31 protein-coding genes are annotated in these 26,884 nt (G+C 64.5%); 19 read left to right on the top strand and 12 right to left on the bottom strand.

Features of this window, described 5'->3' with window-relative positions:
• The 4 genes from XANALMUS060_RS12385 to XANALMUS060_RS12370 form a co-directional block, all read left to right on the top strand.
• A partial coding sequence (locus XANALMUS060_RS12385) for a cellulose binding domain-containing protein (RefSeq protein WP_045738684.1) occupies positions 1 to 351 on the top strand: 351 nt, incomplete at its 5' end.
• 95 nt (positions 352 to 446) lie between these two features.
• A complete protein-coding gene (locus XANALMUS060_RS23060) occupies positions 447 to 830 on the top strand; it encodes a cellulose binding domain-containing protein (protein ID WP_082065109.1) in 384 nt (127 codons plus the stop codon).
• 283 nt (positions 831 to 1,113) lie between these two features.
• Positions 1,114 to 1,632 (top strand): molybdenum cofactor biosynthesis protein B, encoded by a 519-nt coding sequence (moaB, locus tag XANALMUS060_RS12375; RefSeq protein WP_045738682.1) that lies wholly within the window; start codon positions 1,114 to 1,116, stop codon positions 1,630 to 1,632.
• A gap of 13 nt (positions 1,633 to 1,645) precedes the next feature.
• On the top strand, positions 1,646 to 1,987 hold the full coding sequence (locus XANALMUS060_RS12370; protein WP_045738681.1) for a helix-turn-helix domain-containing protein: 342 nt from the start codon (positions 1,646 to 1,648) through the stop codon (positions 1,985 to 1,987).
• Between the two features lie 98 nt (positions 1,988 to 2,085).
• Here XANALMUS060_RS12370 and XANALMUS060_RS12365 read toward each other — a convergent pair whose 3' ends face one another.
• Both XANALMUS060_RS12365 and XANALMUS060_RS12360 read right to left on the bottom strand, forming a co-directional pair.
• Positions 2,086 to 2,646, bottom strand: coding sequence for a TlpA disulfide reductase family protein (locus tag XANALMUS060_RS12365; RefSeq protein WP_235430475.1), 561 nt, complete (start codon positions 2,644 to 2,646; stop codon positions 2,086 to 2,088).
• A gap of 41 nt (positions 2,647 to 2,687) precedes the next feature.
• Positions 2,688 to 3,962, bottom strand: a complete 1,275-nt coding sequence (locus tag XANALMUS060_RS12360) for a YihY family inner membrane protein (protein ID WP_045738680.1) — start codon at positions 3,960 to 3,962, stop codon at positions 2,688 to 2,690.
• A gap of 76 nt (positions 3,963 to 4,038) precedes the next feature.
• On the opposite strand from XANALMUS060_RS12360, the gene wrbA reads away from it, so the two are divergent.
• The 3 genes from wrbA to XANALMUS060_RS12345 all read left to right on the top strand — a co-directional run bounded on the left by wrbA (position 4,039) and on the right by XANALMUS060_RS12345 (position 5,563).
• The gene (gene wrbA, locus XANALMUS060_RS12355) at positions 4,039 to 4,635 is read left to right on the top strand and encodes an NAD(P)H:quinone oxidoreductase (protein WP_045738692.1); all 597 of its coding nucleotides are present in this window, start codon (positions 4,039 to 4,041) and stop codon (positions 4,633 to 4,635) included.
• Positions 4,632 to 5,000, top strand: a complete 369-nt coding sequence (locus XANALMUS060_RS12350) for a DUF2069 domain-containing protein (protein WP_045738679.1) — start codon at positions 4,632 to 4,634, stop codon at positions 4,998 to 5,000. The genes wrbA and XANALMUS060_RS12350 overlap by 4 nt, the downstream gene beginning before the upstream one ends.
• Before the next feature lie 77 nt (positions 5,001 to 5,077).
• Positions 5,078 to 5,563 (top strand): asparaginase domain-containing protein, encoded by a 486-nt coding sequence (locus XANALMUS060_RS12345; protein ID WP_045738678.1) that lies wholly within the window; start codon positions 5,078 to 5,080, stop codon positions 5,561 to 5,563.
• Positions 5,564 to 5,708: 145 nt separating this feature from the next.
• Here XANALMUS060_RS12345 and XANALMUS060_RS12340 read toward each other — a convergent pair whose 3' ends face one another.
• On the bottom strand, positions 5,709 to 6,788 hold the full coding sequence (locus tag XANALMUS060_RS12340; RefSeq protein WP_045738677.1) for a branched-chain amino acid aminotransferase: 1,080 nt from the start codon (positions 6,786 to 6,788) through the stop codon (positions 5,709 to 5,711).
• Between the two features lie 132 nt (positions 6,789 to 6,920).
• On the bottom strand, positions 6,921 to 7,472 hold the full coding sequence (gene sufT / locus XANALMUS060_RS12335; protein ID WP_045738676.1) for a putative Fe-S cluster assembly protein SufT: 552 nt from the start codon (positions 7,470 to 7,472) through the stop codon (positions 6,921 to 6,923).
• Positions 7,473 to 7,578: 106 nt separating this feature from the next.
• Here sufT and XANALMUS060_RS12330 point away from each other — a divergent pair, with 106 nt between their 5' ends.
• Positions 7,579 to 7,998: a hypothetical protein gene (locus XANALMUS060_RS12330; RefSeq protein WP_045738675.1), complete on the top strand. Its 420-nt coding sequence runs from the start codon at positions 7,579 to 7,581 to the stop codon at positions 7,996 to 7,998.
• 114 nt (positions 7,999 to 8,112) lie between these two features.
• Here the strand turns inward: XANALMUS060_RS12330 and XANALMUS060_RS12325 are convergent, their stop codons facing one another.
• Both XANALMUS060_RS12325 and XANALMUS060_RS12320 read right to left on the bottom strand, forming a co-directional pair.
• On the bottom strand, positions 8,113 to 9,555 hold the full coding sequence (locus tag XANALMUS060_RS12325) for an NAD(P)(+) transhydrogenase (Re/Si-specific) subunit beta (RefSeq protein WP_045738674.1): 1,443 nt from the start codon (positions 9,553 to 9,555) through the stop codon (positions 8,113 to 8,115).
• Positions 9,556 to 9,688: 133 nt separating this feature from the next.
• The gene (locus XANALMUS060_RS12320; RefSeq protein ID WP_045738673.1) at positions 9,689 to 10,000 is read right to left on the bottom strand and encodes an NAD(P) transhydrogenase subunit alpha; all 312 of its coding nucleotides are present in this window, start codon (positions 9,998 to 10,000) and stop codon (positions 9,689 to 9,691) included.
• A gap of 150 nt (positions 10,001 to 10,150) precedes the next feature.
• Between XANALMUS060_RS12320 and XANALMUS060_RS12315 the strand changes: the two genes are divergently transcribed.
• From XANALMUS060_RS12315 to XANALMUS060_RS12305, 3 genes are read left to right on the top strand one after another with little or no spacing between them, the layout of a single operon-like run.
• Positions 10,151 to 10,729, top strand: a complete 579-nt coding sequence (locus XANALMUS060_RS12315) for an RNA polymerase sigma factor (protein WP_045738672.1) — start codon at positions 10,151 to 10,153, stop codon at positions 10,727 to 10,729.
• Positions 10,726 to 11,124, top strand: coding sequence for a hypothetical protein (locus XANALMUS060_RS12310; protein ID WP_045738671.1), 399 nt, complete (start codon positions 10,726 to 10,728; stop codon positions 11,122 to 11,124). The genes XANALMUS060_RS12315 and XANALMUS060_RS12310 overlap by 4 nt, the downstream gene beginning before the upstream one ends.
• 5 nt (positions 11,125 to 11,129) lie before the next feature.
• On the top strand, positions 11,130 to 11,627 hold the full coding sequence (locus XANALMUS060_RS12305) for a DUF3106 domain-containing protein (protein WP_045738670.1): 498 nt from the start codon (positions 11,130 to 11,132) through the stop codon (positions 11,625 to 11,627).
• Between the two features lie 7 nt (positions 11,628 to 11,634).
• On the opposite strand, the gene XANALMUS060_RS12300 is transcribed toward XANALMUS060_RS12305, so the two are convergent.
• Positions 11,635 to 12,717 carry an NAD(P) transhydrogenase subunit alpha gene (locus XANALMUS060_RS12300; RefSeq protein WP_045738669.1) on the bottom strand — a complete coding sequence of 361 codons (1,083 nt, stop codon included), beginning with the start codon at positions 12,715 to 12,717 and terminating at the stop codon, positions 11,635 to 11,637.
• Positions 12,718 to 12,904: 187 nt separating this feature from the next.
• Complete coding sequence (locus XANALMUS060_RS12295) at positions 12,905 to 15,169, bottom strand: DUF1631 domain-containing protein (protein WP_045738668.1); 2,265 nt, start codon at positions 15,167 to 15,169, stop codon at positions 12,905 to 12,907.
• A gap of 505 nt (positions 15,170 to 15,674) precedes the next feature.
• Between XANALMUS060_RS12295 and XANALMUS060_RS12290 the strand changes: the two genes are divergently transcribed.
• From XANALMUS060_RS12290 to XANALMUS060_RS12275, 4 genes are all read left to right on the top strand, one after another.
• Positions 15,675 to 16,250 (top strand): nitroreductase, encoded by a 576-nt coding sequence (locus XANALMUS060_RS12290; protein WP_045738667.1) that lies wholly within the window; start codon positions 15,675 to 15,677, stop codon positions 16,248 to 16,250.
• Positions 16,238 to 17,170, top strand: a complete 933-nt coding sequence (locus XANALMUS060_RS12285; protein WP_045738691.1) for a 5'-3' exonuclease H3TH domain-containing protein — start codon at positions 16,238 to 16,240, stop codon at positions 17,168 to 17,170. Before XANALMUS060_RS12290 ends, XANALMUS060_RS12285 begins: the two co-directional genes overlap by 13 nt.
• A gap of 108 nt (positions 17,171 to 17,278) precedes the next feature.
• Entirely contained in the window at positions 17,279 to 17,830 is a 552-nt protein-coding gene (locus XANALMUS060_RS12280) for an NUDIX hydrolase (RefSeq protein ID WP_045738666.1), read from the top strand.
• A gap of 16 nt (positions 17,831 to 17,846) precedes the next feature.
• Positions 17,847 to 18,620 carry an N-formylglutamate amidohydrolase gene (locus XANALMUS060_RS12275; RefSeq protein ID WP_045738665.1) on the top strand — a complete coding sequence of 258 codons (774 nt, stop codon included), beginning with the start codon at positions 17,847 to 17,849 and terminating at the stop codon, positions 18,618 to 18,620.
• A gap of 272 nt (positions 18,621 to 18,892) precedes the next feature.
• On the opposite strand, the gene pip is transcribed toward XANALMUS060_RS12275, so the two are convergent.
• Together pip and prmC are read right to left on the bottom strand one after the other, a co-directional pair.
• Complete coding sequence (gene pip / locus XANALMUS060_RS12270; protein ID WP_045726848.1) at positions 18,893 to 19,834, bottom strand: prolyl aminopeptidase; 942 nt, start codon at positions 19,832 to 19,834, stop codon at positions 18,893 to 18,895.
• A gap of 133 nt (positions 19,835 to 19,967) precedes the next feature.
• Positions 19,968 to 20,801, bottom strand: coding sequence for a peptide chain release factor N(5)-glutamine methyltransferase (gene prmC, locus XANALMUS060_RS12265; RefSeq protein WP_045738664.1), 834 nt, complete (start codon positions 20,799 to 20,801; stop codon positions 19,968 to 19,970).
• A 231-nt stretch (positions 20,802 to 21,032) separates the two neighbouring features.
• Here prmC and ahpC point away from each other — a divergent pair, with 231 nt between their 5' ends.
• The 4 genes from ahpC to XANALMUS060_RS12245 all read left to right on the top strand — a co-directional run bounded on the left by ahpC (position 21,033) and on the right by XANALMUS060_RS12245 (position 25,644).
• Positions 21,033 to 21,599: an alkyl hydroperoxide reductase subunit C gene (gene ahpC, locus XANALMUS060_RS12260; protein WP_012915011.1), complete on the top strand. Its 567-nt coding sequence runs from the start codon at positions 21,033 to 21,035 to the stop codon at positions 21,597 to 21,599.
• A 170-nt stretch (positions 21,600 to 21,769) separates the two neighbouring features.
• Entirely contained in the window at positions 21,770 to 23,359 is a 1,590-nt protein-coding gene (ahpF, locus tag XANALMUS060_RS12255) for an alkyl hydroperoxide reductase subunit F (RefSeq protein ID WP_045738663.1), read from the top strand.
• Positions 23,360 to 23,445: 86 nt separating this feature from the next.
• Positions 23,446 to 24,396, top strand: coding sequence for a LysR substrate-binding domain-containing protein (locus XANALMUS060_RS12250; RefSeq protein ID WP_045738662.1), 951 nt, complete (start codon positions 23,446 to 23,448; stop codon positions 24,394 to 24,396).
• A gap of 279 nt (positions 24,397 to 24,675) precedes the next feature.
• Positions 24,676 to 25,644: a transaldolase gene (locus tag XANALMUS060_RS12245; protein ID WP_045738661.1), complete on the top strand. Its 969-nt coding sequence runs from the start codon at positions 24,676 to 24,678 to the stop codon at positions 25,642 to 25,644.
• Positions 25,645 to 25,828: 184 nt separating this feature from the next.
• On the opposite strand, the gene msrA is transcribed toward XANALMUS060_RS12245, so the two are convergent.
• Together msrA and XANALMUS060_RS12235 are read right to left on the bottom strand one after the other, a co-directional pair.
• Positions 25,829 to 26,479, bottom strand: coding sequence for a peptide-methionine (S)-S-oxide reductase MsrA (gene msrA, locus XANALMUS060_RS12240; RefSeq protein ID WP_045738660.1), 651 nt, complete (start codon positions 26,477 to 26,479; stop codon positions 25,829 to 25,831).
• A 148-nt stretch (positions 26,480 to 26,627) separates the two neighbouring features.
• Positions 26,628 to 26,855: a DUF2007 domain-containing protein gene (locus XANALMUS060_RS12235; RefSeq protein WP_045726842.1), complete on the bottom strand. Its 228-nt coding sequence runs from the start codon at positions 26,853 to 26,855 to the stop codon at positions 26,628 to 26,630.
• Positions 26,856 to 26,884 lie beyond the last annotated feature (29 nt).

The following is a 26,884-nucleotide window of genomic DNA, read 5'->3' as shown; positions in this document are numbered from 1 at the left end:
ACCGGCGGTGGCGGCTCGACTGGCGGTGGCGGCTCGACTGGCGGTGGCGGCTCGACTGGCGGTGGCGGCTCGACCGGCGGTGGCGGCTCCACGAGCAGTCCGAGCTTCAGCACGCGTACCATTGTCGACAGCGACTGGCATGTCGGCTATTGCGAGCGCGTGCAGGTGACCAACACCGGTACCAGCACTGGCAACTGGTCAACCGCCGTGACGGTCAGCGGCACAATCAACAACCTGTGGAATGCCGTTTGGAAGCAGTCCGACAGCACGCTCAGCGCCACGGGCATGGATTGGAACAAGACCCTGGCGCCTGGTGCCATGGCCGAGTTCGGCTTCTGCGCCAGCCGTTGATTTCATCAGCTAATGCAACACCGTCACCACGTACTGTGTGGTGACAGCGAACGGCAGCGTCTAGCGACGCTGCCGTTCGTGCTTGGGCACAACAGATCACATCGATCTACACTGCAGACGCCAATCCGACTGGTGGTGGCGGCTCGACTGGCGGTGGCGGCTCGACTGGCGGTGGCGGCTCGACTGGCGGTGGCGGCTCGACCGGCGGTGGCGGCTCCACGAGCAGTCCGAGCTTCAGCACGCGTACCATTGTCGACAGCGACTGGCATGTCGGCTATTGCGAGCGCGTGCAGGTGACCAACACCGGTACCAGCACTGGCAACTGGTCAACCGCCGTGACGGTCAGCGGCACAATCAACAACCTGTGGAATGCCGTTTGGAAGCAGTCCGACAGCACGCTCAGCGCCACGGGCATGGATTGGAACAAGACCCTGGCGCCTGGTGCCATGGCCGAGTTCGGCTTCTGCGCCAGCCGTTGATTTCATCAGCTAATGCAACACCGTCACCACGTACTGTGTGGTGACAGCGAACGGCAGCGTCTAGCGACGCTGCCGTTCGTGCTTGGGCACAACAGATCACATCGATCTACACTGCAGACGCCAATCCAAAAATTTTCCCGGAGCCGACGCGCGGTTGCACAGCCGCCACAGCAGGCCAACAAGGAAATCGCCGCCAATGTGCATCCCAGCAGATGCACGGCATGCAGACGAAAACTCCGCCCTCAGGCTGTACGCCAACCAGGCGAACCGCTAGGCTGCGGACATGAGCGCGAACACCAATTTCATCCCATTGCACCTTTGCGTGCTCACGATATCGGACACGCGCACGTTGGCCGAGGACAGCTCAGGCGACTATCTCGTGTCGGCACTCGACGCAGCAGGCCATCGCCTGTACGCACGCGAACTGCTCCCGGATGAGCGTTACCAGATCCGTGCTGTCGTGTCGGCCTGGATCGCCGATCCGCACGTCGATGGCATCCTGGTCACTGGTGGCACCGGCTTCACTGGCCGCGACTCCACGCCCGAAGCGCTACTACCGCTGCTGGACAAACAAATGCCCGGCTTCGGCGAGTTGTTCCGTGCAATCAGCGTGGAAGAAATCGGCACCTCCTCGCTACAATCGCGCGCCTTCGCTGGCCTGGCCAATGCCACCTTCCTGTTCTGCCTGCCAGGCTCCACTTCGGCCTGCCGCACCGCCTGGGACAAGATCATCGCCGCGCAACTGGATGCCCGCACACGTCCTTGCAACCTGGCCACGCTACGCCCGCGGCTGAAGGAATGACCTGGAGACCCGCATGCCTCTGGATACCACGTTACGCCTGCTCGCCAAAGCCAGCGGCATGAGCGCCGCAGACATCGCCGCCGCCATTCCGCGCGCTGGCGCAACCACCGTGAAAGCGTGGATGACGGGCGAGAAGATGCCCGGTCGCACGCAGCTCAATGCGCTGGCCCGCACCTTCGGTGTGCCTGCTGGCGCGCTGCTCGGCGAGCTAGCCAGCCAACTCGACCCGGCTCGCACCCGTGGCGAGCACGATCTATTGCAGGCCTTCCGCAACCTCGACACCCGCCAGCAGGCCGCGCTGCTGGAAGTGGCACGCAGTATGGCCGGCATCGGCAAGCGCAGCAGCGGCAAATAAACAAATGCGCGCGAGCGGTGCAAGGAGCGGATCATGCCATCCGCAGCCCATCGCTCTACAGCGGCACGGCAAGAAAAAATCCGCGGCTACTGGGATCGTCAACCCGCAGCCTTGCCCGGCGGCGGCCCACCGGCGGCGGCAATCGCGGCCTCGATGTCGTGCGCGGTGACCGGCCCCAGGAATTGTTTGGCGAGCTTGCCATCGGGGCCGATCAGATAGGTCATCGGCAGTCCGCGTGGCGTGGCGAAATCGGCCGGCGGCTTATAGGTGTCGACGATGACGATCGGATACGCCACCGGATGCTGCTTCAGAAATGCTTGCATCTGCGCCGGCTCGATGTCTTCGTAAGCCAACCCGACAACCTTGATGTTGTCGCGCATCACGTGCAACGCCGACAACTCCGGCATCTCCTTCAAGCACGGCGCGCACCAGGTGGCCCAGAAATTCACCACCACCCATTGCCCGCGATGCGCGGCCAAATCGTATTCGTGGCCGTCCACCGCCATCATCTTCAGCCTCGGCTGGGCACGGGTCTGCTGCACCACCTCCGGCCCGGCCACCGGCGGTGCGGCAGATGAGGTCGACGGCGAGGCAGATGCGCTGGTGGGGTGGTCATCGGTCCGCGCTGGCGCCGGCTGCCGATTGCAACCGGTCAACAATACGGCGGTGGCGAACAGCGGAAACAAGATGCGCAATGCAGTCATGCAAGGTCTCCTATATCGGGATAAAGGTCGCCGACACGGCGCTTGAGCGTTTCGCGCAGTGGCAGCCGTAGTTGGTCCAGCGCACAACAGGCAGCCTGCCCGAGGGCGTCGTCGCGGCACGGCAGATAGGCTTCGACAATGGGGATGCGTAACTGGCAATGCTCGTATAGCTCGGTCAACGGCACTTCGTCCAGATCGCGGGCGAGGATCCAGTCCCCCTGTTCGGTACGGCTGAGCAGACGAATGCGTTCCAGCGCGCCCAACAGTTGCTGCACCAACGCATCGGTGAGCATCGGCTCCAGTTCCAAAATCCGTTCTTGCTGCAAGCCAAGGCCCTGCTTGCGCGCCTGCACAAAACGTCCGAGCAAGCGCAGTAAACCGTAGATCTCGTAGCCAGCGGGCAGCCGCATCGACGCCGGCTGATAGCGAAATGCGGAAATCGAGGAGGACACCGACGCGCCAAGCAGGATCGCAATCCAGCTCATGTAGATCCACAACAGGAAAATCGGCACGAACGCAACGGTGCCGTAGATGCGCTGGTACGACTGAAAACCGCCTAAATACAGACTCAGCCCCCATTTCACCAGCTCCAGCAACACCACTGCCAACAACGCGCCCGGCAGCGCATGGCGCAATCTGACCGTGTGGTGTGGCACTACCCGGTACACCAAGGTGATGCAAACGCACTCGATCAACACCGGCGCCACGCTCAGCACCAGTTGCGCCAGCCACTGCCCTTCGCTGGTCTTGAACAAGGGCAGTGCGAAGAACCGCGCCGACACCGCCAGCGACGCCGCAGCGAGCAGCGCGCCCAGGGTCAGCACCGTCCAGTACACCAGGAAGCGGCTCAACTGTGGCCGAGCCGACACCACGCGCCAGATTTGGTTGAACGTCTGCTCGACGCTGTGCAGGGTGATCAGCAACGACACCATCAATGCGATCACGCCGGCGGCGGTCAGTTGCCCGGCGCTGGCGGAGAACTGGCGCAGATATGCCTCCACCGAGCGCGCCGCGACGGGGACGAAATGGGAAAAAATATAATCGCTGAGCTGGTCGCTCCATTCGTTGAACACCGGGAATGCCGAGAGCACCCCGAAGACCACCACCGCCAACGGGACCAGCGCAAAAATGGTGGTGTAGGCCAGCGAGGCCGCCGCCTGGAACAGGCGATCGTCGAGGAAGCGCCGCCACAGGAAAGCAGCGAAGCTGCGCATGCGCGCGCGGTCGCGGACGCGTTCGGCCCAGAGGTTGACAGTGTCCAATGGCTGCATCGGGCAAGGGTACCCGATGCGCGCGGACGCCGGCATCGTCGATACTGACGTCCGTTCTGACGCATGGGAGGGCCGCATGGCCGAGATCCTGGTCCTGTACTACAGCCGTGGCGGCTCGGTGGCGCGCCTGGCCCGGCACATCGCGCGTGGTGTGGACGAAGTCCCCGGCATGGCCGCGCGTCTGCGCACGGTGCCGCCAGTGGCCGCGGTCACCCAGACCAGCGCGCCACCGGTCCCCGACAGCGGCGCGCCCTACGTGGACGCCAACGACCTGCGCGAGTGCGTGGGTCTGGCGCTGGGCAGCCCGACCCGTTTCGGCAACATGGCCGCACCGATCAAGCACTTCATCGATGGACTCGGCGCCGAGTGGGCCAGCGCCACGCTGACCGGTAAGCCCGCGGCGGTGTTCACCTCCACCGCCTCGCAGCACGGCGGCCAGGAGGCGACCCTGCTGTCGATGCACCTGCCGCTGCTGCACCATGGTTGCCTGATCGTCGGGATTCCCTATACCGAACCCCTGCTCAGCAGCACGCGCAGCGGCGGCACGCCCTATGGCGCCAGCCATGTCGCCGGCGCCGACGACGATCCGCAACCCAGCGAAGAAGAAGCGCACTTGGCGCGTGCGCTCGGCCGACGTCTGGCCGATATCGCCCAGCGGTTGAGCGGCGCGTGAGCACGCTGCGCCTGCATCTGGCACTGAGCGCGGCGCTGTTGGCGCTGGCGACGCTGTTCGTGGTCTGGTTCCACGACGATCGCCAACGTGTCGCGGCATGCGTGGTCTTCGTGCTGCCACCGTTGCTGCTGCTGATCGGCGTGCTGCGCGGCAAAGCGCTGGCGCGGTTCTGGAGCGGCGTGGCGGCGCTGCTGTGGTTCAGCCATGGCGTCATGACTGCCTGGAGCCAGCCGACGCAGCGCAGCTTCGGCTGGATCGAACTGTCGCTGGCATTGCTCGTGGTGGGCCTGTCCAGTGCACCAGGCATCCGCGCACGCTTGACGCACAAACGCGCTGCGACTGCACAGCGCGACAAAGGCACCTGAGCGAGCGCATCGGCACACCCATTATCATGACGGCCCGCGCGACAGCGAACGCGCTCGGACATGCGTGAGGAACGGCAATGGAAGAACTCCTGATCGTCACCACTGGCGGCACGATCGATAAGATCTACTTCGACGATAAGTCCGATTATCAGATCGGCGACCCGCAGATCGGTCAGATCCTCAAGGAGCTGGGCGTGACCTTCCGTTTCAGCGTGATTCCGATCCTACGCAAGGATTCGCTGCACATCACCGATGCCGACCGCGAACTGATCCGCGCCACCGTGGCCGCACAATCGGCCCGCCACGTGCTCATCACCCACGGCACCGATTCGATGGTGCAGACCGGCAAGGCATTGCAGACGCTCCAGAACAAAACCATCGTGATGACCGGTGCGCTGAATCCAGCGCGCTTTCGCGGCTCGGACGCCGAATTCAACATCGGTTGCGCGGTCGGCGCGGTGCAATCACTACCGCCGGGGGTCTACATCGCCATGAACGGGCAGATCTGGGATCCACAAAAGGTCCGCAAGAACGTGGCTGCAAATCGCTTCGAAGCCATTTGAACAACCGCGATATCCAAAAGCCATCGACGCAATCAGCGCGCCGGATCGCGCGCATGCGCCGGCAAAAAATCCGAGGCGACCGGTGACTGAGAACGCCTAGGGCAAGCTGATCGCGGCCCCGACGTCGCCTGCGCCCGCAGGCGCGTCAGTCCAGCCGGAACAACCAGCCGTGACGATCGGCCACGCGACCGTACTGAATATCGGTCAACTCCTGGCGCAACGACAAGGTCACCGGGCCGGCCGGAGCACTCAGATCGCCGACCGAAAAGTCCTTGCCTTTCAACTGTCCGATCGGCGTCACCACCGCAGCGGTGCCGCAGGCGAAGATCTCGGCGATCTCACCGGATGCCACGCCCTGCCGCCATTCGTCGATGCTCACCTGGCGCTCCACCACCGGCATGCCACGGTCGCGCGCCAATTGCAGGATGCTGTCACGGGTGATGCCGTCGAGGATGCTGCCCGACAGCGCCGGCGTGACCAAGCTGCCATCACGCATCACCAGGAACACGTTCATGCCGCCGAGCTCCTCCAGATACTTGCCCTGGACCGGATCCAGAAACAGCACCTGCGAGCAGCCCTGCGTCTGCGCCTGTTGCTGCGGCAGCAGCGAGGCGGCGTAGTTACCGCCACACTTGGCCGCACCGGTGCCGCCCCTGGCCGCGCGCGCGTAGTCGGTGGACAGCCAGATCGCCACTGGCGCCACGCCCTTGGCGAAATAGGCGCCAGCCGGGCTGGCGATGACGTAGTAGCTGACCTTGTGCGCGGCACGCACGCCCAGGAACGCCTCGTCGGCGATCATGAACGGTCGTAAATACAGACTCGTTTCCGGTGCCGAAGGCACCCACGCCGCGTCGACCGCGATCAACTGTCGCAGCGATTCGACAAACAGTTCCACTGGCAATTCCGGCAACGCCAGACGCTGCGCCGAACGCTGCAGACGCTTGCCGTTGGCCTCCGGGCGGAAGGTCCAGATCGAACCATCGGCATGCCGGTAGGCTTTGATGCCTTCGAAAATCTCCTGGCCGTAGTGCAGCACCGAGGCCGCCGGATCCAGCGCCAGCGGGCCGTAGGCGCGGACCTGGGCGTCGTGCCAGCCCTGCTCGCGGGTCCATGCGATGGCGACCATGTGGTCGGTGAAGAACTGACCGAACCCGGGCGCGGCGAGAATGCGCGCGCGCTCCTCGGCGCTGCGTGCGGCGGTGGACAGAGTCAGGCGAAAGTGCATGGACGGCTCGGGAGCGGGCACCGGGAATTCCTATTGGTAGTCGAGTAACGGCCATGACCTGTGCATGGTGCGATCGGCAACGGCGATAACTTATCCAAGCACAGGAGCATGACGCAACGCGTCCTGCACAGGTCAAAACATGCCGGTTTCCAGACGCGCGGCCTCGGACATCATATGCCGGCCCCAGGGTGGATCGAAGACCAGCTCGACGTCGGCCTGCGCCACGGTCGGGATCATCTCCAACTTGCTACGCACGTCATCGATCAGGATCTCGCCCATGCCGCACCCCGGTGCGGTCAAAGTCATCTTGACCTCCACGGTGCGCTTGCCATCCTCGCGCGGGTGCATCGCCACATCGTAGATCAATCCCAGATCAACGATGTTGAATGGGATCTCAGGATCGAAGCAGGTCCGCAACTGCTGCCAAATCAGCCTCTCGACCTGTTCGTCGCCCGCGTCCTCGGGCAATTCCAGGCCCGGTGGCGGCTCCTTGCCGATAGCGTCGCCGTCCTTGCCCGCGATGCGGAACAGGTTGCCTTCCACGAAGACCGTGTAACTGCCACCCAGCGCCTGGGTGATGTAGCCATAGCTGCCCGCGGGCAGGGTCACCGCGTCGCCCTGCGGCACCATCACCGCCGCACAATCGCGTTCGAATTGGACAGGTTCGCTACTGCGTGAGTACATGGTGGAAATATGGGGACCGAGCCCGCCGCTGCAAGTCGTGCAGTGTATCTGAGCACGCGGTGCACACGCCGAAGAGTATCCTGTATGGATTCTTCAGGATCCCCCCATGCCGCCTTCCTCAACGCCAGCCAGGCCCGCGCACTGGCTGTGGCCCTTGCTGCTCGGCTTGGGCTGCTTTACCGCCCTGATCGCCTGGCTGGTGGCGGCATTGTCGCTGGGCCATCAGGCCGGATGGATGGCGGTCCTGGTCGCGCTGGAGATCGCCTGGATGCTGCGCGCTGGCACGCTACCGGGCGGCACGCTGCGCGCCGCCGTGGCGGTGATCGCCACCGTGCTGGTGATCGTTGCCGCCAACTGGGGCATCGCCTCCGCGCAGATGGGCGCGGCGTTGGGCCTGAACATGTGGGATTCCTCGCTCAGGATGGGCGCGCAGTTCGCCTGGACACTGACCGTACTTGCCAATCGCCCCGGCGACCTGCTGTGGCTGTGCATCGGCGTGGGGACGGCCTATTTCAGCGCGCGCTGAGGGCGAACGCGGCAGAACGCGCTGGCTGCAGCGGGCGTGATGATGGCCTGACGCCATTGCGCCGCCAGGGCCGATGCGCCGCCCGCGTCCGCGCTGGCGCGGTGCCGACGACGCTCAGTGTCCGCCGCCATCCAGCGTCTTCAGTGCACTGACCAGCGCACCCGCCGCCTCTGCACCGTCGCCGTACAACATGCGCGTGTTGTCGGCGTAGAACAGCGCATTTTCGATGCCGGCGAAGCCAGTCCCTTTGCCGCGCTTGATCACGATGACGTGCTTGGAAGCGATCACGTCCAGGATCGGCATGCCGTAGATGGGACTGGCCGGATCGGTCTTGGCGACCGGGTTGACCACGTCGTTGGCGCCGATGACCAGCGATACGTCGGTGCTGGCGAACTCCGGGTTGATGTCGTCCATATCGGCGATCAGGTCGTAAGGCACGCCGGCCTCGGCCAGCAGCACGTTCATATGCCCGGGCATGCGCCCGGCCACCGGATGGATCGCGAACTTCACCTTGACCCCGCGCTCGCTCAGCCGCTGCGCCAGCTCCCAGATCTTGTGCTGAGCTTGCGCCACCGCCATGCCATAACCGGGCACGATCACCACGCGTTCGGCGTAGGCCATCATCGCGGCCACGTCGTCGGCCTCGATCGGTTTCTGACTCCCGCCAATCGCCTGCGTCTGGCCGCCACCGCCGAAGTGGGAGAAGAGCACACCGCGGATCGGCCGGTTCATCGCCTTGGCCATCAACCGGGTCAGCAAGATACCCGCCGCACCGACCATCATGCCGGCGATGATCAACGCCTCGTTGCCGAGCACATTGCCTTCGAACGCCACCGCCAGGCCGGTGAAGGCGTTGTACAACGAAATCACCACCGGCATGTCGGCACCGCCGATCGGCAGCGTCATCAACACGCCCAGCGCCAGCGCCAGCACGAAAAAGACCAGGATCGCCAGCGGACTCAGGCTCACCACCGCCCATCCGCCCACGCCCAGCATCGCCACCAGGACCAACAGATTGAACGGCTGCTGCGCGGGGAAGACGACGCGCTTGTCCAGGCGTCCATCGAGCTTGGCCCAAGCGACGATCGAGCCGGACAGCGACACCGCGCCAATCGCCGAGCCGACCACCGCCAGCATCAACGTGATCGCACCGGGATGACGCGCGGCCAATGCGGCGATCGCATCCGCGCTCCAGTACGTGGTGTCGCGGTGCATCAGGAACGCAAAGCGCAACAATTCCACCGCACCGATCGCCGCCGCCGAGCCGCCGCCCATGCCGTTGTACAAGGCCACCATCTGCGGCATGTCGGTGATCGCCACCTTCTTCGCCGAAATCCATGCCGCGCCGGTACCGAGCACGATCGCCAGTACGATCAACGGCAAATTATGCAGACCCGGCAGCAGGAAGGTCGCGGCGGTCGCCAACAGCATGCCACTGCCCGCCCAGTGGATGCCGCTGCGCGCGGTCCTGGGTGAAGCCATCCGCTGCAGGCCGAGCAAAAACAGTGTGGCAGCCACCAGGTAGCTGCTCTTGATCAGGATCGGCAACAGTTCCATCAGTATTTACTCTCAGGAGAAGGACATCTGCGCGAACGGCAGCAAGCAAGGAAACCGGTCCGGCACGACACCAAGCAACAGCGGCGCGTGTACGCCCACGACCCGCGCCGCGGCGATGCACAGGCGCCGCACATCAATCCTGCGCTTTGGTCTTGTGCCGATCCGGCTTACTGGACTTGAACATATCAAGCATGCGTTCGGTGACGACGTAGCCACCAGCGGCATTGCCTGCGCCAAGCAGTACCGCGACAAAGCCGAGCACTTTTTCCAATGGCGTATTGGCATGACCCAGCACCACCATCGCACCGATCAGCACGATGCCATGGATGAAGTTGGAACCGGACATCAACGGGGTGTGCAGGATCACCGGCACCCGCGAGATGATCACATGCCCGGCAATCGCCGCCAGCATGAAGATATACAAGGCCACGAACCCATCGTTCATCGCATTCGCTCTCCCGGGCGCCATGCCCATCGACCGCATCATAACCATCTGCTGAACCGTTGTGCGATGACGTCGGCGAGGACATCGCGCGGTCAACCGTGACCGCTGCGATGCGTTTACCAAGGCATCCCTGCGCCAGGAAGCTAAGCTGTGCTGGTGAGTCCCCCTGCCCCACTACCGCCGCTGCCCGGAGCCGACGATGCCGCCACGCGCCCGTCATCGGCATCGCTGGACGCGTTTCTGGCCGACATCGGGCCACGCGCGTTCCGGTTCGCCGAGGCTGGCCTGCGCCAACGCGAGGATGCACTGGACGCAGTACAGGATGCGATGATCAAACTGCTGAGCTACCGCACGCGGCCGGCACAGGAATGGACGCCGCTGTTCTGGAGCATCCTGCGCAGGCGTATCATCGACCTGCAGCGTCGTCGCAATTTTCGCTTGCGCTTCTGGGCACCGACCAGCGACCGCGACGCGGACAGCATTCCGGAGTGGGCCGACGACAGCCCCAATCCGGCCCAACAGCACGAGCAACGACAAACCCATGCGCGACTGGTGGCCGCATTGCGCACACTACCGGCACGACAGCGCGAAGCCTTCACCTTGCGCGTACTGGAAGAGCTGGATGTGACCACCACCGCCCATGCGATGGGCTGTTCCGAAGGCTCGGTCAAAACCCATCTGTCGCGCGCCCGCGAAGCGCTGCAGAAACATCTTGAGGATCTGCGATGACATCCGACCCCACCCACTTCGACGCACGGATGCGCGCGATCCATCACGCTGGCCTGCAGGCCCTGCCGGCACCGACCCTGGCGCGCCTGCGCGCTGCGCGCCAGCAGGCCGGTCGGCTCGACCAAGCCAATCGCGCACCTGGCTGGCGCCTGGGTTGGCTGCTGGCGGCGGCGCCGGCCCTACTCGGCGCCGTACTGGGCATGCAGCAGTTCTTGCAGCCACCATCGGCAGCGGAAGCGACGTCCGCCACAACGATCAGCGCAACGGCAACGACACCGACGACGTTCGCCACCGTGACGAGCGACGCCGACGAGACCGCGCCCCCCGGCATGCTGGACGAAAACCCCGACCTGTACCTGTGGTTGGGCTCCGATACCGCATTGGCAATGGAATAAATTCGATGAATCGCCCGATCCGTTTTTCCCTGGCGCTGACGCTACTGGCCAGCAGCGTGACACCCGCCGTCTGCGCTCCAGCTCCAGCGTCAGCGCCACAGCCTCCCGCCGTCGTCGATGCCCAGCCTGACTCTGCCTTACCGGACTGGGAACACCTGAGTCGGCAACAGCGCGAACTGTTGATCGCACCGCTGCGCCAACGCTGGAACGATGCCCCCTCACAGCGGCAGCGGATGTTCGAGCACGCCCAACGCTGGCAATCGATGACCCCGGAGCAGCGCGCGCACGCGCACGAAGGCGCACGCCGCTACGAAGCCATGACCCCGCAACAACGCCAGGAAGCACAGGCACTATTCGCCTACATGCGCACGCTACCGCCAGAACAGCGCAAGACGCTGCGCGAGCGCCTTGACGCGATGACCCCGGCACAGCGCACGGCCTGGATCAAAGCCAACATCGGTGCGAGCGCGCCTATGCCCGATCCCACACGCCCGCTTCCATAGCCGGCACTCAGGCCGGATGCCAGCGCGTCTTCGCCAGCAACTCGTCGTCCCAGTCGTAGGCGATCTCCCCGTCCTTGAGGAACAGCGCAACGAAGTTGTAGACGTTGCGCGCATACATCTCGCTGGCATGCACGGCGCCCATGCTGGCCAGATGCAGCGGCCCGGCGACGATGACCCCGCCGTGTTCGACGGTCTCGCCAGGGCGGGTCAATGCACAGTTGCCGCCTGTCTCGGCGGCCAGATCCACCACCACGCTGCCGGGCCGCATCCCGGCAACCATCTCGGCACTGAGGATCTTTGGCGCCGGTCGTCCCGGCACAGCGGCGGTACACACCACCACGTCGATGCCTTTGAGGTGTTCGGCCAGACGCTGCTGCTGCTCGACACGCTCGGCATCGCTGAGTTGTCGCGCATAGCCGCCCTCGCCCGCAGCACTGACACCGAGGTCGAGAAACTTGCCGCCCAATGATTCGATCTGCTCGCGCGTCTCCGGGCGCACATCGAAGCCTTCGACCTGCGCGCCCAAGCGCCTGGCGGTGGCGATAGCTTGTAAACCAGCCACGCCGGCACCGACGACCAGCACCTTGGACGGACGGATGGTGCCGGCCGCAGTGGTCAACATCGGGAAGAAGCGCGGCGCCAACTGCGCGGCGATCAGCGTCGCCTTGTAACCGGCCATGCCGGCCTGCGAACTGAGCACATCCATCGCCTGGGCGCGCGTGGTGCGCGGCAAGCGCTCCAGCGGGAACGCGACCAGATGTCGCGCCTGCAACGCCGCAGCGCGCGCTGGATCGGCCTGCGGCTGCAGCATGCCGACCACACCGGCACCGTCCTTGAGTTGTTCCAGCGCCTGGACCGGCAACGGCTGAACGCACAACAGCAGATCCGCCTGTGCCGGGCTCTGGGCATCGGCAAGCAGCGCACCGGCGGCGAGATACGCGGCATCGACAAAGCCCGCCGAGGCACCAGCATCCGGTTCGATCCGTACTTGCGCGCCCAGCGCGAGCAATTTCTTCACCGTTTCCGGCGTCGCCGCCACGCGGCGCTCGCCCGGCGCCGACTCCTTCACTACCAGAACCTGCACTGCCATGCGATTTCCCGTGCGCTGCCCGTCAGTCCAGTGCCGATGCTACAGGGTCCGGCGCATGATCGCAGCGGTTGGACAGAAGGCAGCGGTTGGACAGAAGCATGAGCAGGCCAGCGCACAGCACGTAAACGCAGACGCTCCAAGTGAGGCAATCGCGGAAACCGGGCACACACTCGATCGATACGCTCGCTCAATGCAGCGTGACACTACACGCATCAAGCCGTTCGATGACCGATTGCAAAGCAATGTCGAAAGCGCCGTCATCGACATGAGTGCGCAGGCGACCGAGCCGCACCATCAGCGCCAACTCCTCCGGCGAGGCCACGCATAACCGCGCGCCGCGGCGGTTGACGAACAACAGCCGCGACGAGATCGGGCTCACCCACGACAACTTGCCTGCCTGCACATTGCTGTCGCGATCAACGAAATCCAGCCAAGTGCCAAGCTCCATCGCACGGAAACGGTCGGCGTCGGCATTATCGAAATCGTCCGACGTCTCCGGCGCGACCACTTCCACCGGCTGCGCCTCCTGTGCCGGCGGCTGCGGCAGCGCCAACTGCGGCAGTGCCGGCAACCGACGCTCCAGTTCCGGGCGCAGCTCGGCTATCGCCCGCAGAGTGTCATACAGGGCATCGAACGCCGCCGTGACCGCCTCCGGATGTAAGCCGACACTGGCGAAAACCTTGTGCAACGACTCCTGCCAAGCCTTCAACCAAGGTCTGTCGACAATATGCAGTTGCGCGGCGGCCAATTCCTCCAGCATGCCATCGGCCAGCGCGATGGCCTCGCGCACGTTGGGGCTATCCTCGTATTCACGCAGCATGACCATGGTCAAGTAGTGCTGCCAAGGCCGCCGCAGAAAATCCTCCAGCGCCGGCGGTAACTGTCGATTGTGCAGGCGCGTCTGCAACTCTGCCTCGGCGCGACGCCGCGCCAGTTCCAGCTTCTCCTGGCCTCGCTGAGTCTCGGCGGCACGGCGTTCGGCGATTTCGACGCGACGCCGATGCTGAGACAGAAATTCGCGAAACTCCTCTTCCAAGGTCAGGAAGATCGACAGGTTCTCGTTGAACTCAGCGAGCAGCCGGTCGATGATTTCCTCGACCTTGACCATCAGCACGCGCTCGGTCTGGCTTTCGCCAGCGTTACCCTCGCAGGCCTCTGTCAACGAGTTGAGCAAGCGCCGCGCCGGATGCGTCTTCTGCACGAGCATTCGCCGATCCAGCAGCGCGACTTTGACGAACGGCACCAACAGCCGCCCGATCAACTCGCCCGAGCGACCGTCCAGGTCACGCTCCTCGAGCATCACGTCGAACAGCATGCCGACCAAGTCGATCGCATCTTCATCCCCCGGATCCAACCGCGCATCCGCCGGATCCAGGCCACATTGAGCAACAGTGGAGAGCATCTCGTTCTTGAGCCGATGCGCCAGCGACTGGCTATCGTCGCCGACCACTGCGCGCTGCGTGGCACTGGGTGTGGCCTGTAACAGTGACAACACCGACATCATCTCGCGTGGGCTCAGTGCGCGCTGCTGGCCGACCGCAACGCGCGCCGCCGAGGTCGCGGTATCACGCGCATTACGGGTCTGCTTCAACAGCTCTTGCAACGCATCCAGCAAAACGTCCTGAGCGTCCTCAGGCAGGTGCGCCGTCCCATCGCTGGTGGCGGCCCGCGCACTGTCGCGACGCTCGGCCCAACGTTCGACAAAACGTCTCGCCCAGGGCGGCTGGTAGATCGCTTCGTCGTCGCCGATATCGCCAGCCTCGTCGTGGTGCGCGGGATGTTTCGGCGGCGGTGGTGGGCGCGGGATTTCCGGCGCGACCCCAGCCTCGGCAAGACGGTCGTCCAGTTCCTGGTAAAGCTGACCAATGTCGGCGGCGAGGTCACGCTCACACAACTTGATCAGCACCAGGCGGACCTCAGGCTCCAGATCGGTATTGGAGAATGCCGCGTGTACGGCGACACCGATATGTTCGGGGCCCACCGGATTGGTATCGGCATCCAGTTGCAGACCACCGGCGATCCAGCCAAGGCGATGATCGATGCGAGCGAGTACCGACTTGCATTCGCGCAGCAGTACGCCAGCCAGATTGCGCACCGCCAATCGCAACTCAAGCTCGTGCTCCGACACCAGGCTCAAACCGTGTCCGTCGCCCGCCATGGCCACCTCGGCCGAAAGCGGCTCACCCGTCTCCAGCGCCTGCCAGGCCAGCTGCAGTTGTGTACGGAAACGCGCGGCGATGTCTTCGCGATGGCGGCGCAATGCGCGCATACCGTCAAGAAACAGCATCTGCGACGTACCGCCAGTTTCGGCAAGATCGAACAAGGCATCGTCGAAACGCATCAACGCCGCTGCAAACGCGGTGTCCAGCACAGGCAACATGCCATCGCGCGCCTGCGTCAACAGACGCGAGTCGCGCGCGGCGTACGCGTGCTGGGTGGGGATGAAACTCATTACGCAATGGCTCCGCGCCATCAGCGGCGCTCGACAGAAGCGAGGACGGAAGACAAACGGACACGCCCCCCTGTTTTCACTTACTTCATAGTAGGCCGGACATCTGAACGTCGACTGTGTCACAAGAAGTATTTTTCACTCAAAACGTGACATCCAACATGATTTCAGACTGCCCCTGCGACAGCCCTGTCTGAATCGACCTGCACTGGCGGGCACTCTGCCTCGACAGCCCACTCCTTCAGACAACCAAGCCACGCCATCATCAGCGACGCACAAACAACGGCCCCGACGATTGGCGCGCATCAACACGCAGCAATCGAATTCACGCCAAGGCGCAGGCAAAGCCGCGCGCGGTCGTCGCAATCGATGCAATCCCATCAGCAGCCATGCGTCTGCGAGCAGCGCATCGACAACGCAACACGGTTATCGGTGTCACGGGCCTACCTGCTGATGGGTGTCGGCGCAGGACTATAATTTTGCATCGACTCAATCGGATCCAAACCAGATGCGCACACTTCATTCGCTGCAAGCGCTGGATGCACGGCGTTCGGTGCCGTCCATGCAATTGGGCGAGCCAGGACCTGACCCGGCGACACTGCTGGCGATGCTGCAATCGGCTGTGCGCGTCCCCGACCACGGCAAGCTGGTGCCGTTCCGGTTTCTGCGTATTGCCGGTCAAGCGCGCCTGACGCTTGGCGATTTTCTCGCCGAGCGCAGCCTGCAGCGCGATCCCGCCACGCCAGCCGCGGTCGTGGAAAAAGACCGCCAACGTTTCAGCCATGCACCGGTGGTGATCACGGTGATCGCGTGCCTGCAACGCGGACACAAGGTGCCGGAGATCGAGCAATGGCTGACCGCCGGCTCGGTGTGCTTCGCGCTGCTGCAAGCGGCGCAGGCCTACGGCTTTGGCGCACAGTGGCTGACGGGCTGGATGGCCTACGACGACGCGGTGACCGCACGCCTGGGCTTGGCCGAACACGAACACATCGCCGGCTTCATCCATCTCGGAACAGCACAGGTGCAAGCGCCGGAGCGCGAGCGTCCCGATCCACGGCAGCTGCTCAGCGACTGGACACCGTGACTCCATCCACGCCCGCCTCGCGGCCGCTGTACCTGGTCGACGCCAGCCTGTACGTGTTCCGTGCCTGGCATGCGATTCCCGACGAATTCCAGGACACGCAAGGCTGGCCGACCAACGCCGTGCACGGTTTCGCCCGGTTCCTGCTCGACCTGCTCGAACGCGAGCGCCCGCAGCACATCGCGGTTGCTTTCGACGAAGCCCTGGACACCTGCTTCCGGCATCAGCTGTATCCGGCCTACAAGGCCAACCGCGCACCGGCGCCGGATGCGCTGCGGCGGCAGTTCGCGCACTGCAAGGCGCTGTGCGCGGCACTGGGCCTGTGCGTGCTGGCGGACCACCACTACGAAGCCGACGACCTGATCGGCAGCGCGCTACACAGCGTGCGCGGCGAAGGTTTTCACGGCGTGATCGTATCGGCCGACAAAGACCTGTCGCAATTGCTGTTGGAGTGCGACGAACAGTGGGACTACGGGCGCGGCCAACGCTGGGGCGCGGCCGGAGTCAAAGCACGGTATGGCGTGCATGCGCAGCAAATCGCCGACTACCTGGCACTGACCGGCGATGCAATCGACAACATCCCCGGCGTCACCGGCATCGGCGCGAAATCCGCCGCGATCCTGCTGGCGCATTTCGGCGACCTGGACACCTTGCTGGCACGGGTGGACGAAGTGGCGTTCCTGCGCCTGCGCGGCGCGGCGCAGATGGCCGTGCGCCTGCGCGAGCAACACCAGCAGGCACTGCGATGGCGGCAGTTGACCACCATCGCACTGGACGCGCCGCTGCACACGGCCACACCCGGATTCACCCGCAGCCCAGCCGACACCGACATGCTGTTGGGCCTGTGCGAAACACTGCGCTTCGGGCCGCTAACCCGACGCCGATTGCTGCAAGCGGCCGGCCTGGAGACCACGTCAAACTAACCCTGCTACACGCAACGCCGCAACAACATCAGGCACTACACTGCACAAAAGCGCCTCAGCCTAGCGTGCGCATCGGCGCCTTATTCATCTGTGATCCACGAGCTCCCCATGACCCGCCAAGACTCTCCGCCCCGCATCGTCTACGAAGGCAAATACCAACGCATGGTGGTGCGCGGCACCTGGGAATACTCCGAACGCGTGCATGCCGGCGGTCTGGCCGCGATCATCATTGCCGTAACGCCGGACGACGAGGTGCTGTTCGTCGAACAATTCCGCGTACCACTGCAAGCGCGCACCATCGAGATGCCAGCAGGTCTGGTCGGCGACATCGACGCTGGCGAGTCGATCGAAGTCTCGGCGGTACGCGAACTGGAGGAAGAAACCGGCTGGACCGCCGCGCATGCCGAAGTGCTGATGATCGGCCCAACGTCCTCTGGTGCCAGCAGCGAAAAAATCGCCTTCGTCCGCGCCACCGGCTTACGCAAAGTTGGCGCTGGCGGCGGCGACGCCAGCGAGGACATCACCGTGCACACGGTGCCGCGCGCACGCGCGGCCGCATGGCTGGTACAGAAGATGGACGAAGGCTATGCGCTGGACCCGAAACTATGGGCCGGCCTGTGGATGATTGAGCATCACCTCGACGGCACTGCGCGTGGTTGAGCCTGCATCGGCACACTTGCCACCCCTGCTCGGCACAGACGATCCGGACGTCTTCACGATTCACCGCCCACAGGGCAGCTCGCCGTTCCTGCTGCTGGCCGACCATGCCGGTCAGGCCGTGCCGCGCGCCTTGGCCAACCTGGGTTTGCCTCAGCACGAACTGGACCGACACATCGGCTGGGACATCGGCATCGCTGGCGTCACCCGCGCGCTGTCCACGCGACTGGACGCGTGGGCGATCGAACAAACGTATTCGCGCCTGTTGATCGACTGCAATCGTCCGCTGACTTCACCGACGCTGATCGCCGAAACCAGCGACGGCACCGTGGTGCCGGCCAATGCGGGGTTATCGGTCGGGCAGCGGCAGCAGCGGATCGCCGCAGTGCATGCGCCCTACCACGCGCGCATCGCCGCCGAACTCGATGCACGGCGCGCGAGCGCGCGTCCGAGCTTGCTGATAATGATGCACAGCTTCACTCCGACCATGCACGGCATGCAGCGGCCATGGCATGCAGGCGTGTTGTATCACCGCGACACCCGCTTCGCCCATCCACTGCTGCAAGCGCTGCGCGAAGACGGCGATCTGGTGATCGGCGACAACGCGCCCTATGCGGTCAGCGATAGCAGCGACTACGCTGTCCCAGTGCACGGCGAAGGCCGCGGCCTGCTGCATGCGGAACTGGAGATCCGCCAGGACCTGATCGCCGATAACGCCGAACAGCAGGCCTGGGCGCATCGCCTGGCCAAAATCCTCACGACACTGCAGCCGCAACTGCTGGCGATGGCCTAAGCGGCGCTAACAACACCACTGCGTCACTGTCGGACGGACGCGGGCAGTGCTCGACTCCTCATCTGCGCTCTATACACTGCGGCGGCTGCGCGCTGTCCGCACCCAGCCGCCAGCGATTGGCGAGGTTTTGTTAGCCACTCTCATCCCGATACGCATCGCGACGACCCGCCAAACGGCGCATCCGACAACACCATGCGCTCGCTGTCACCAGCGCCGCGCGGCCACGACATCTGCGCTCTGCCGAACCCGTGCCGCATGCTCCTCGACGCTGCTCAGGCGAAGGCATCCGTCGCACGCACCAGCGCGTCCGTATTCTCCGCTTCGAAGGCCGAATGACCCGATGCCGGGGTGATTTCCAAACGCGCCTTCGGCCATGCCTTGGACAGATCCCAGGCACTGGTCAGCGGACACACCACATCGTAGCGGCCGTGCACGATCACCCCGGGGATATCGGCGATGCGGTGCGCATCGCGCAACAACTGGTCTTCCACTTCCAGGAAACCGCCGTTGACGAAGTAATGATTCTCGATGCGCGCGAAGGCCAACGCGAAGTGCGGGTCTTCGTGGCTATCGACGAAATCCGCGTCCACATGCAGGAAACTGGTCGCCCCTTCCCACACGCTCCACGCCTTGGCCGCCGCCAGGCGAGTGGCCTGGTCGTCACTGGTCAGACGCCGATGGAACGCGGAGATCAGATCGGCCCGCTCCACCGCTGGAATCGCGCCGACATAGTGCTCCCAGGCATCGGGAAACAGCCGACTGGCACCTTCCTGATAAAACCATTCCAGCTCCCAACGCCGCAGCAGGAAGATGCCACGCAACACCAACTCGGCCACGCGTTGCGGATGCGTTTGCGCGTAGGCCAACGCCAGGGTCGAGCCCCAACTGCCGCCGAACACCTGCCAGCGGTCGATGCGCAGGTGCTCGCGCAATCGCTCGATATCGGCCACCAAATCCCACGTGGTGTTGTCGACCAGATCCGCATGCGGCGTGGAGCGGCCAGCACCGCGCTGATCGAACAACACGATGCGGTACTTGGCCGGATCGTGGAAGCAGCGCATTTTGGCGTTGCAACCGCCACCTGGCCCGCCATGCAGCACCACCACCGGCTTGCCATCGGGATGACCGCACTGTTCGTAGTACAGGGTGTGCCGCGCGTCCACCGGCAGCAGGCCGCTATCGAACGGTTCGATACTGGGATACAACGTGCGCATGGCAACTCCTGCGGAAAATACCGATTCTACCTATGGACCGCCGCGGCGCGTGCGCTGCCACAGCACGCGTCTTCGGTAGTCGGCAGACCACGCATTGGCCACGCCAGAACGAAAGCCGCACCGCTGCCGCCGCTCATGCAAGCGGCCAGCGCCCCAGTGTGACCCGATCGCGGACTTCCAGATCCTGGTAAGTCTCCACCGCGATGAAGCCTGCAGCCGATAGCAGCGCGCGCACGGCGTTGCCCTGGTCCCAACCATGCTCCAGTAACAACCAACCGCCCGGCTGCAGGTGCGCTGGCGCAGCGGCGGCGATCTGGCGGATGTCGTCCAAACCATCGATGCCGGAGGTCAAGGCGCTCAGCGGTTCGTAGCGCAGGTCGCCCTGGGTCAGATGCGGGTCGCCAGCGGCGATGTAAGGCGGATTGCTGGCGATCAGGTCGAAACGCTGCCCGGCCAGCGGCGCCAGCCAGGTGCCGTGCGCGAAGGCGACATTGTGCAGACCGTGCGCCTGCGCGTTGGCCTCGGCCAGTGCCAGCGCCGCCGCACTGACATCGGTCGCCAGCACCTGCGCCTGCGGGCGTTCGCTGGCAAGCGCCAGTGCGATTGCGCCGCTGCCGGTGCCCAAGTCGGCGACGCGACGGCCCGGCTGCATGTCCAAGCGCTCCAGCGCCAGTTCCACCAGGCGTTCGGTATCGGCGCGCGGAATCAGGGTGGCCGGGCCGACCGCCAGATCCAGGGTCCAGAAGCCGCGCCGGCCAGTCAGATAGGCCACCGGCTCGCCCTGCGCGCGCCGGGCAAGTAAGTCCTCGAACCGCGCCACGGCCTCCGCCGGCAGCGCTGCGCGCGCATGCGCGAACAGCCAGGCGCGTTCGCGCTGCAGGACATGGATCAACAGCGCTTCGGCATCGGCGCGCGCGATCTGAGCACAGGCCGCGCGCAGCAGGGACTCGGGAGTGGACGCATTCATCGGTATCACGATGACCCAGCGGACTGGAAAAGCCAACGTGCTGGGACCTTCTCTGTGCGATCTGTCATCGCTGGCGTCACCGCAGCGCAGCAAAGAGCCCGTCTGGGATAACGATAGGATAAACCTATCTATCCAATTTCATCAATCGATTTGAGACGCCTATCTTTTGCTCCTATGATCGACCTCGTTCCATCCCCCGCCCCTGACACCCACCAACCACGAGGAAACTGCATGTCTTCTTTGATCAACACTCAGGTCCAGCCCTTCAAGGCCAACGCCTATCGCAACGGTGAATTCATCGAAGTGACGGACGCGGACCTGAAGGGCAAGTGGTCGGTCCTGATCTTCATGCCGGCCGCCTTCACCTTCAACTGCCCGACCGAAGTGGAAGACGCCGCCGAACACTATGCCGAGTTCCAGAAGATCGGCGCCGAGGTCTACATCGTCACCACCGATACCCATTTCTCGCACAAGGTGTGGCACGAAACCTCCCCGGCGGTGGGTAAGGCCCGCTTCCCGCTGGTCGGCGATCCGACCCACCAGCTGACCCGCGCTTTCGGTGTACACATCGAGCACGAAGGCTTGGCCCTGCGCGGCACCTTCGTCATCAATCCGGAAGGCGTGATCAAGACCGTCGAAATCCACGACAACGCCATCGCCCGTGACGTCACCGAGACCCTGCGCAAGCTCAAGGCCGCACAGTTCGTCGCCTCGCACCCGGGTGAGGTGTGCCCGGCCAAGTGGAAGGAAGGCGAGAAGACCTTGAAGCCGTCGCTGGATCTGGTCGGCAAGATCTAAACCCGTCCACTCCCATCTCCGCCGCGCTGGCGGGGGTGGGGGTGAACCGCAGACGGTAGCGCATCGTGCCTGTCGGCTGCGGTTCACCCCTCCTCACAGTTGTCTGACGACCGGCTGCCCATACGGCAGTCGCGTCTCCCTCTCGCTTTGCCCAACGTCAGGAGTCCGCCATGTTGGATACCGATCTGAAAACGCAGTTGCAAGCCTATCTGGAGCGGGTCGTGCGGCCCATCCATATCGCCGCCTCGGTGGACGATGGCGCCAAATCGCGCGAGATGCTCGATCTGCTCGAAGAACTGGTGCTGCTCTCGGACAAGATCACCCTGGACGTGCATCGCGACAGCGACGAGCGCACGCCCTCCTTCGCACTCAACAGCCCGGGTCAGGACATCCACCTGCGCTTTGCCGGGCTGCCGATGGGCCATGAATTCACCTCGCTGGTACTGGCGCTGTTGCAGGTCGGCGGACATCCGTCCAAGGCCACCACCGAGCTGATCGAGCAGGTACGTCAACTGCCTGGCCAATACCGTTTCGAAACCTATTTCTCGCTGTCCTGCCAGAACTGCCCGGACGTCGTGCAGGCGCTGAACCTGGCCGCGGTGCTGAACCCGAACATCCAGCACGTGGCCATCGATGGCGCGCTGTTCCAGGACGAGGTCCAAGCACGGCAGATCATGTCGGTGCCCACCGTCTACCTCAACGGCGAAGTGTTCGACCAGGGCCGCATGAGCCTGGAGCAAATCGTCGCCAAGCTCGACACCGGCGCGGCCAAGCGCGAGGCGGCGGCGATCGCGGCGAAAGCACCATTCGAGGTGTTGGTGGTCGGCGGCGGCCCGGCCGGCGCGGCGGCGGCGATCTACGCCGCACGCAAGGGCATCCGCACGGGCGTGGCGGCCGAGCGGTTCGGCGGTCAGGTGCTGGACACCATGGCCATCGAAAACTTCATTTCGGTGCAGGAAACCGAAGGCCCGAAGATGGCCGCGGCACTGGAACAACATGTGCGCCAGTACGACGTGGACATCATGAGCCTGCAACGCGCCGAGCAATTGATTCCGGCCGGAGCCGACGGCCTGGTCGAGATCAAACTGGCCAATGGCGCGTCGCTGAAGAGCCGCACGGTGATCCTGTCCACCGGCGCGCGCTGGCGGCAAATGAACGTGCCGGGCGAGGAGCAGTATCGCAACAAGGGCGTGGCCTACTGCCCGCACTGCGATGGCCCGCTATTCAAGGGCAAGCGCGTCGCGGTGATCGGCGGTGGCAACTCCGGCGTGGAAGCGGCGATCGATCTGGCCGGCATCGTCAGCCACGTCACCCTGGTCGAATTCGACAGCAAGCTGCGCGCCGACGACGTCCTGCAGCGCAAGCTGCGCAGCCTGGGCAACGTGGACATCATCGTCAACGCGCAGAGCACCGAGGTGCTCGGCGACGGCCAGAAGGTCACCGGCCTGATGTACAAAGACCGTGTCGGCAACACGGTGCATCACGTGGCGCTGGAAGGCATCTTCGTGCAGATCGGGTTGCTGCCCAACACCGAATGGCTGCAAGGCACGGTCGCCTTGTCGCCACGCGGCGAAATCGTGGTCGACGAACGCGGCCAGACCTCGCTGCCAGGCGTGTTCGCCGCTGGCGACGCGACCACGGTGCCGTACAAGCAGATCATCATCGCCATGGGCGAAGGCTCCAAGGCGGCACTGAGTGCGTTCGACCACCTGATCCGCCACAGCGCTCCAGTCGCCAACGGCATCGCCGAGGCGGCTTGATGCCTTGACACCGCCTCCCACACGGCGCGGGGCTATGCTATCGCTCTGCGCCGTCTCTCCGCCGTGCGTGCCCAAGGAACTTGCCGATGAACCTGCGTGATCTCAAATACCTGGTAGCGCTGGCCGATCACAAGCATTTCGGTCGCGCCGCCGCCGCCTGCTTCGTCAGCCAACCGACACTGTCCACACAGATCAAGAAACTCGAAGACGAACTCGGCGTGCCGCTCGTGGAGCGTGCGCCACGCAAGGTCATGCTGACCCCGGCAGGGCGCGAGGCAGCCAGCCGTGCGCGCAGCATCGTCGCGGAAGTCGAGCAGATGAAAGAAGCGGCGCGGCGCAGCCAGGATCCGGAGGCCGGCACGGTACGCCTGGGCATTTTCCCGACCCTGGGACCGTACCTGTTACCGCACGTGATCCCGAAGGTGCGCGCACGCTTCCCGCATCTGGAACTGCTGTTGATCGAAGAAAAGAGCGACGTGCTGCTAAGCCGTCTGCGCGAGGGACGCCTGGACGCGGCTCTGCTGGCACTGCCACTGCACGATGAGCAGTTGCATGCCGAATTCCTCTTCGAGGAGCCCTTCGTGCTGGCAGTCTCGGACCCGCATCCACTGGCCGAACAACAAGCGCCACTCACCCTGGATGCACTGCACTCGCAACGCCTGCTGTTGCTCGAAGACGGACACTGCCTGCGCGATCAGGCACTGGACATATGCCATCTCTCCGGAGCCACGGAAAAAGCCGAATTCCAGGCCACCAGCCTGGAAACGCTGCGACAAATGGTCGCCGCCAATGTCGGCGTGACCCTGCTGCCGTTGCTGGCGGTACAGCCGCCGGTGGCCAACCCGTCCAACATCCGCCTGCTCAATTTCGATCCCAGTTGTGGACCGAGCCGCCGCATCGCCATGCTGTGGCGACGCAGTTCGGCGATGAGCGATTTCCTGCAACAACTGGCGCAACTGTTCAAAACGTTGCCGCAGGAGTTGTTCGTACTGGCACCGCAGACGCACGCGGCGGCACCGCGGCAAGCCATCACCTGAGCGGCCAGCCTCGCGCGCGCAGCAGACTGGCATCGCATCGATGCCGACGTGTCTGTAAACAACCTCGCACGCACAGCCGCATCACGCTGCAACATCGCGCGGAATAGTGCTCTGCCAAGCCTGAATTTTGGTCGCGCCATCGTCACCGAGACGCACCCACCAAACGCCCGCGATCGCGGCCTGTCACCGCGATGAAGAACTTCACCGGCGACAATACCCGCGCAGCGCGTTAACGTAGCAGGTCATACGCTTTCTTCTGACTTGTATCGAGAGTGACCGATGACCTCTTCCGCTTCCTCCAAACTGGCCCAGTTGCGCGAATTGTCCGTGGTCGTGGCCGATACCGGCGACTACGACGCGATCAAGCGACTCAAGCCGGTGGACTGCACCACCAACCCAACCCTGGTGAAAAAGGCACTGGACCTGCCGGTCTATGCCGACCTGATCGACGAGGCACTGGCCTGGGCCCGCCGCCAGAATGACGAACCTGCCGCCCTGGTCGACGAAATCGCCGACCGCCTGACCATCGGCGTCGGCAGCCGACTCAGCACGCTGGTGCCCGGTCGCGTGTCCACCGAAGTGGACGCCGACCTCGCCCACGACACCGCCGCCACGATCGCCAAGGCGCATAAATTCATCGCCATGTATGCCGAGCGCGGCATCGCCAAGGAACGGATCCTGATCAAGGTCGCCGCCACTTGGGAAGGTATCGAAGCAGCGCGGCAATTGCAGAAGGACGGGATCGACTGCAACCTGACCCTGATCTTCAACCGCACCCAAGCGCTGGCCTGCGCCGAAGCCGGGGCGTTCCTGATCTCGCCCTTCGTCGGCCGCATCCTCGACTGGTACGTGGCCCAGGGCCAGACCCCGGCCAGCATCGACGAGGACCCGGGCGTGCAGTTCGTGCGCGGCGTCTATACCGAATTCAAACGGCGCGGCTCGCCGACCGTGGTCATGGGTGCCTCGTTCCGTTCCACCGCGCAGATCGAAGCGCTGGCCGGTTGCGACCGCTTGACCATCTCGCCGGACCTACTGGAAAAACTCGACGCCGACCACGGGCCACTGCCGCGCAAGCTCTCCCCCGGCCAGGCCGATGGTGTCAGCGTATCGCTGATCGACGCGCAACGCTTCGCCGCGGACCTGGCCGCCGATCCAATGGCGACCGAGAAGCTGACCAGCGGCATCGACACCTTCGCCAAGGATCTGCAAGCGCTACGCGAGACGATTCGGCAGAAGTTGGCCGGCTGAGCCTGCTGCCCGCTGGGCGATAAGCGCGAAGCAAACGCCACTTCCGTTTGCTTCGCGCTCAACACGGTCGATCGCATCGTCCACGTCGTCGACCAGGCCCAGCGGCATTGCGATGGTGCTCGACGCACAAGGACGAATCCAACATTGCGCAAGCCCGCACCTCGCTCACCAATGAAGCGGACGCTCAGACTTCAAGATCAAGCGGACAACTGACGCCGGTCCCGCCCAGGCCGCAGTAGCCCCCCGGATTCTTTGCCAGATACTGCTGGTGTTCGTCCTCGGCGTAATAGAACGGCGGCGCCGGCACACGAATCTCGGTCGTGATCGCGCCATAGCCGGCCGCATGCAGCCGCTGCTGATAGGCATCGCGACTGGCGATTGCCGCATCGTACTGTTCCTGCGTGGCGCAATAGATCGCCGAGCGGTACTGCGTTCCAAGGTCGTTGCCCTGGCGCATGCCCTGAGTCGGATCGTGGCTTTGCCAGAAGGTCTGCAGCAACTGCGCGAAGGTCGCCACCTGGGGATCGAACACCACCAACACCGCCTCGGTGTGGCCAGTCTGCCCAGAACACACCTCGTGGTATGTCGGATGCGGGGTCTGTCCACCGGCATAGCCCACCGCCGTGGTGAACACGCCTGGCAGCGACCAGAAGGCACGCTCGGCGCCCCAGAAGCAACCAAGGCCGAACTGCACCCGCTGCAGACCAGCGAACACATCGCGCAGCGGATGCGCGTTGACGAAATGACGGTTGTGCAGCGGCAGCGGTTCCGTCCGCCCGGGCAAGCTCTCGCCCGGGCGCGGCAGGCGCTGCTTGAAGGCACCGATTCCCAACATGAGGCGAACTCCTGACAGAAGGCGATACCACTTGGATGGCGCTGGAGGGAGTGGCTTTCAAGGCGCGATGGCCGGGCTGTGAGATGCACACAGGCCGACGCCGCCATGGATCAGGCGCGGCAGGTCTCCTGCCGTGGGTTCGGCCCACTTACATCGCTCGCGTCACCTGCCCGCCCAGGCCCAATGCCATCAACACTTCCTGCGCCTTTTCGAGCAGCTCATCGGCCACACACACCTGCACTACGCCGAACGGCAACTCGCCAGCACCGCCAAGCAGCGCTTCACCGAATACGAAGGCGACGATGCCGGCATCCTCCAACGCATGCTTGGCCAGATGCGCATCGATCAGGTGCTGGGCGCGATAGGCGATCTGCATCTGCGGCCCTCAGCGGTCCAGACAGCATC

This window comes from Xanthomonas sp. MUS 060 (assembly GCF_000963215.1).
Lineage (GTDB): Bacteria > Pseudomonadota > Gammaproteobacteria > Xanthomonadales > Xanthomonadaceae > Xanthomonas_A.
Note: the sequence above shows the minus strand (reverse complement) of the source record. Positions and strands in the feature narration are given on the sequence as shown.

Coding starts and splice junctions, on each gene's coding strand:
- moaB (WP_045738682.1), top strand. CDS start 1,114: ATGAGCGCGAACACCAATTTCATCCCATTGCACCTTTGCGTGCTCACG.
- XANALMUS060_RS12370 (WP_045738681.1), top strand. CDS start 1,646: ATGCCTCTGGATACCACGTTACGCCTGCTCGCCAAAGCCAGCGGCATG.
- XANALMUS060_RS12360 (WP_045738680.1), bottom strand. CDS start 3,962: ATGCAGCCATTGGACACTGTCAACCTCTGGGCCGAACGCGTCCGCGAC.
- wrbA (WP_045738692.1), top strand. CDS start 4,039: ATGGCCGAGATCCTGGTCCTGTACTACAGCCGTGGCGGCTCGGTGGCG.
- XANALMUS060_RS12345 (WP_045738678.1), top strand. CDS start 5,078: ATGGAAGAACTCCTGATCGTCACCACTGGCGGCACGATCGATAAGATC.
- XANALMUS060_RS12340 (WP_045738677.1), bottom strand. CDS start 6,788: ATGCACTTTCGCCTGACTCTGTCCACCGCCGCACGCAGCGCCGAGGAG.
- sufT (WP_045738676.1), bottom strand. CDS start 7,472: ATGTACTCACGCAGTAGCGAACCTGTCCAATTCGAACGCGATTGTGCG.
- XANALMUS060_RS12330 (WP_045738675.1), top strand. CDS start 7,579: ATGCCGCCTTCCTCAACGCCAGCCAGGCCCGCGCACTGGCTGTGGCCC.
- XANALMUS060_RS12325 (WP_045738674.1), bottom strand. CDS start 9,555: ATGGAACTGTTGCCGATCCTGATCAAGAGCAGCTACCTGGTGGCTGCC.
- XANALMUS060_RS12320 (WP_045738673.1), bottom strand. CDS start 10,000: ATGAACGATGGGTTCGTGGCCTTGTATATCTTCATGCTGGCGGCGATT.
- XANALMUS060_RS12310 (WP_045738671.1), top strand. CDS start 10,726: ATGACATCCGACCCCACCCACTTCGACGCACGGATGCGCGCGATCCAT.
- XANALMUS060_RS12305 (WP_045738670.1), top strand. CDS start 11,130: ATGAATCGCCCGATCCGTTTTTCCCTGGCGCTGACGCTACTGGCCAGC.
- XANALMUS060_RS12300 (WP_045738669.1), bottom strand. CDS start 12,717: ATGGCAGTGCAGGTTCTGGTAGTGAAGGAGTCGGCGCCGGGCGAGCGC.
- XANALMUS060_RS12295 (WP_045738668.1), bottom strand. CDS start 15,169: ATGAGTTTCATCCCCACCCAGCACGCGTACGCCGCGCGCGACTCGCGT.
- XANALMUS060_RS12290 (WP_045738667.1), top strand. CDS start 15,675: ATGCGCACACTTCATTCGCTGCAAGCGCTGGATGCACGGCGTTCGGTG.
- XANALMUS060_RS12280 (WP_045738666.1), top strand. CDS start 17,279: ATGACCCGCCAAGACTCTCCGCCCCGCATCGTCTACGAAGGCAAATAC.
- pip (WP_045726848.1), bottom strand. CDS start 19,834: ATGCGCACGTTGTATCCCAGTATCGAACCGTTCGATAGCGGCCTGCTG.
- prmC (WP_045738664.1), bottom strand. CDS start 20,801: ATGAATGCGTCCACTCCCGAGTCCCTGCTGCGCGCGGCCTGTGCTCAG.
- ahpC (WP_012915011.1), top strand. CDS start 21,033: ATGTCTTCTTTGATCAACACTCAGGTCCAGCCCTTCAAGGCCAACGCC.
- ahpF (WP_045738663.1), top strand. CDS start 21,770: ATGTTGGATACCGATCTGAAAACGCAGTTGCAAGCCTATCTGGAGCGG.
- XANALMUS060_RS12250 (WP_045738662.1), top strand. CDS start 23,446: ATGAACCTGCGTGATCTCAAATACCTGGTAGCGCTGGCCGATCACAAG.
- XANALMUS060_RS12245 (WP_045738661.1), top strand. CDS start 24,676: ATGACCTCTTCCGCTTCCTCCAAACTGGCCCAGTTGCGCGAATTGTCC.
- msrA (WP_045738660.1), bottom strand. CDS start 26,479: ATGTTGGGAATCGGTGCCTTCAAGCAGCGCCTGCCGCGCCCGGGCGAG.
- XANALMUS060_RS12235 (WP_045726842.1), bottom strand. CDS start 26,855: ATGCAGATCGCCTATCGCGCCCAGCACCTGATCGATGCGCATCTGGCC.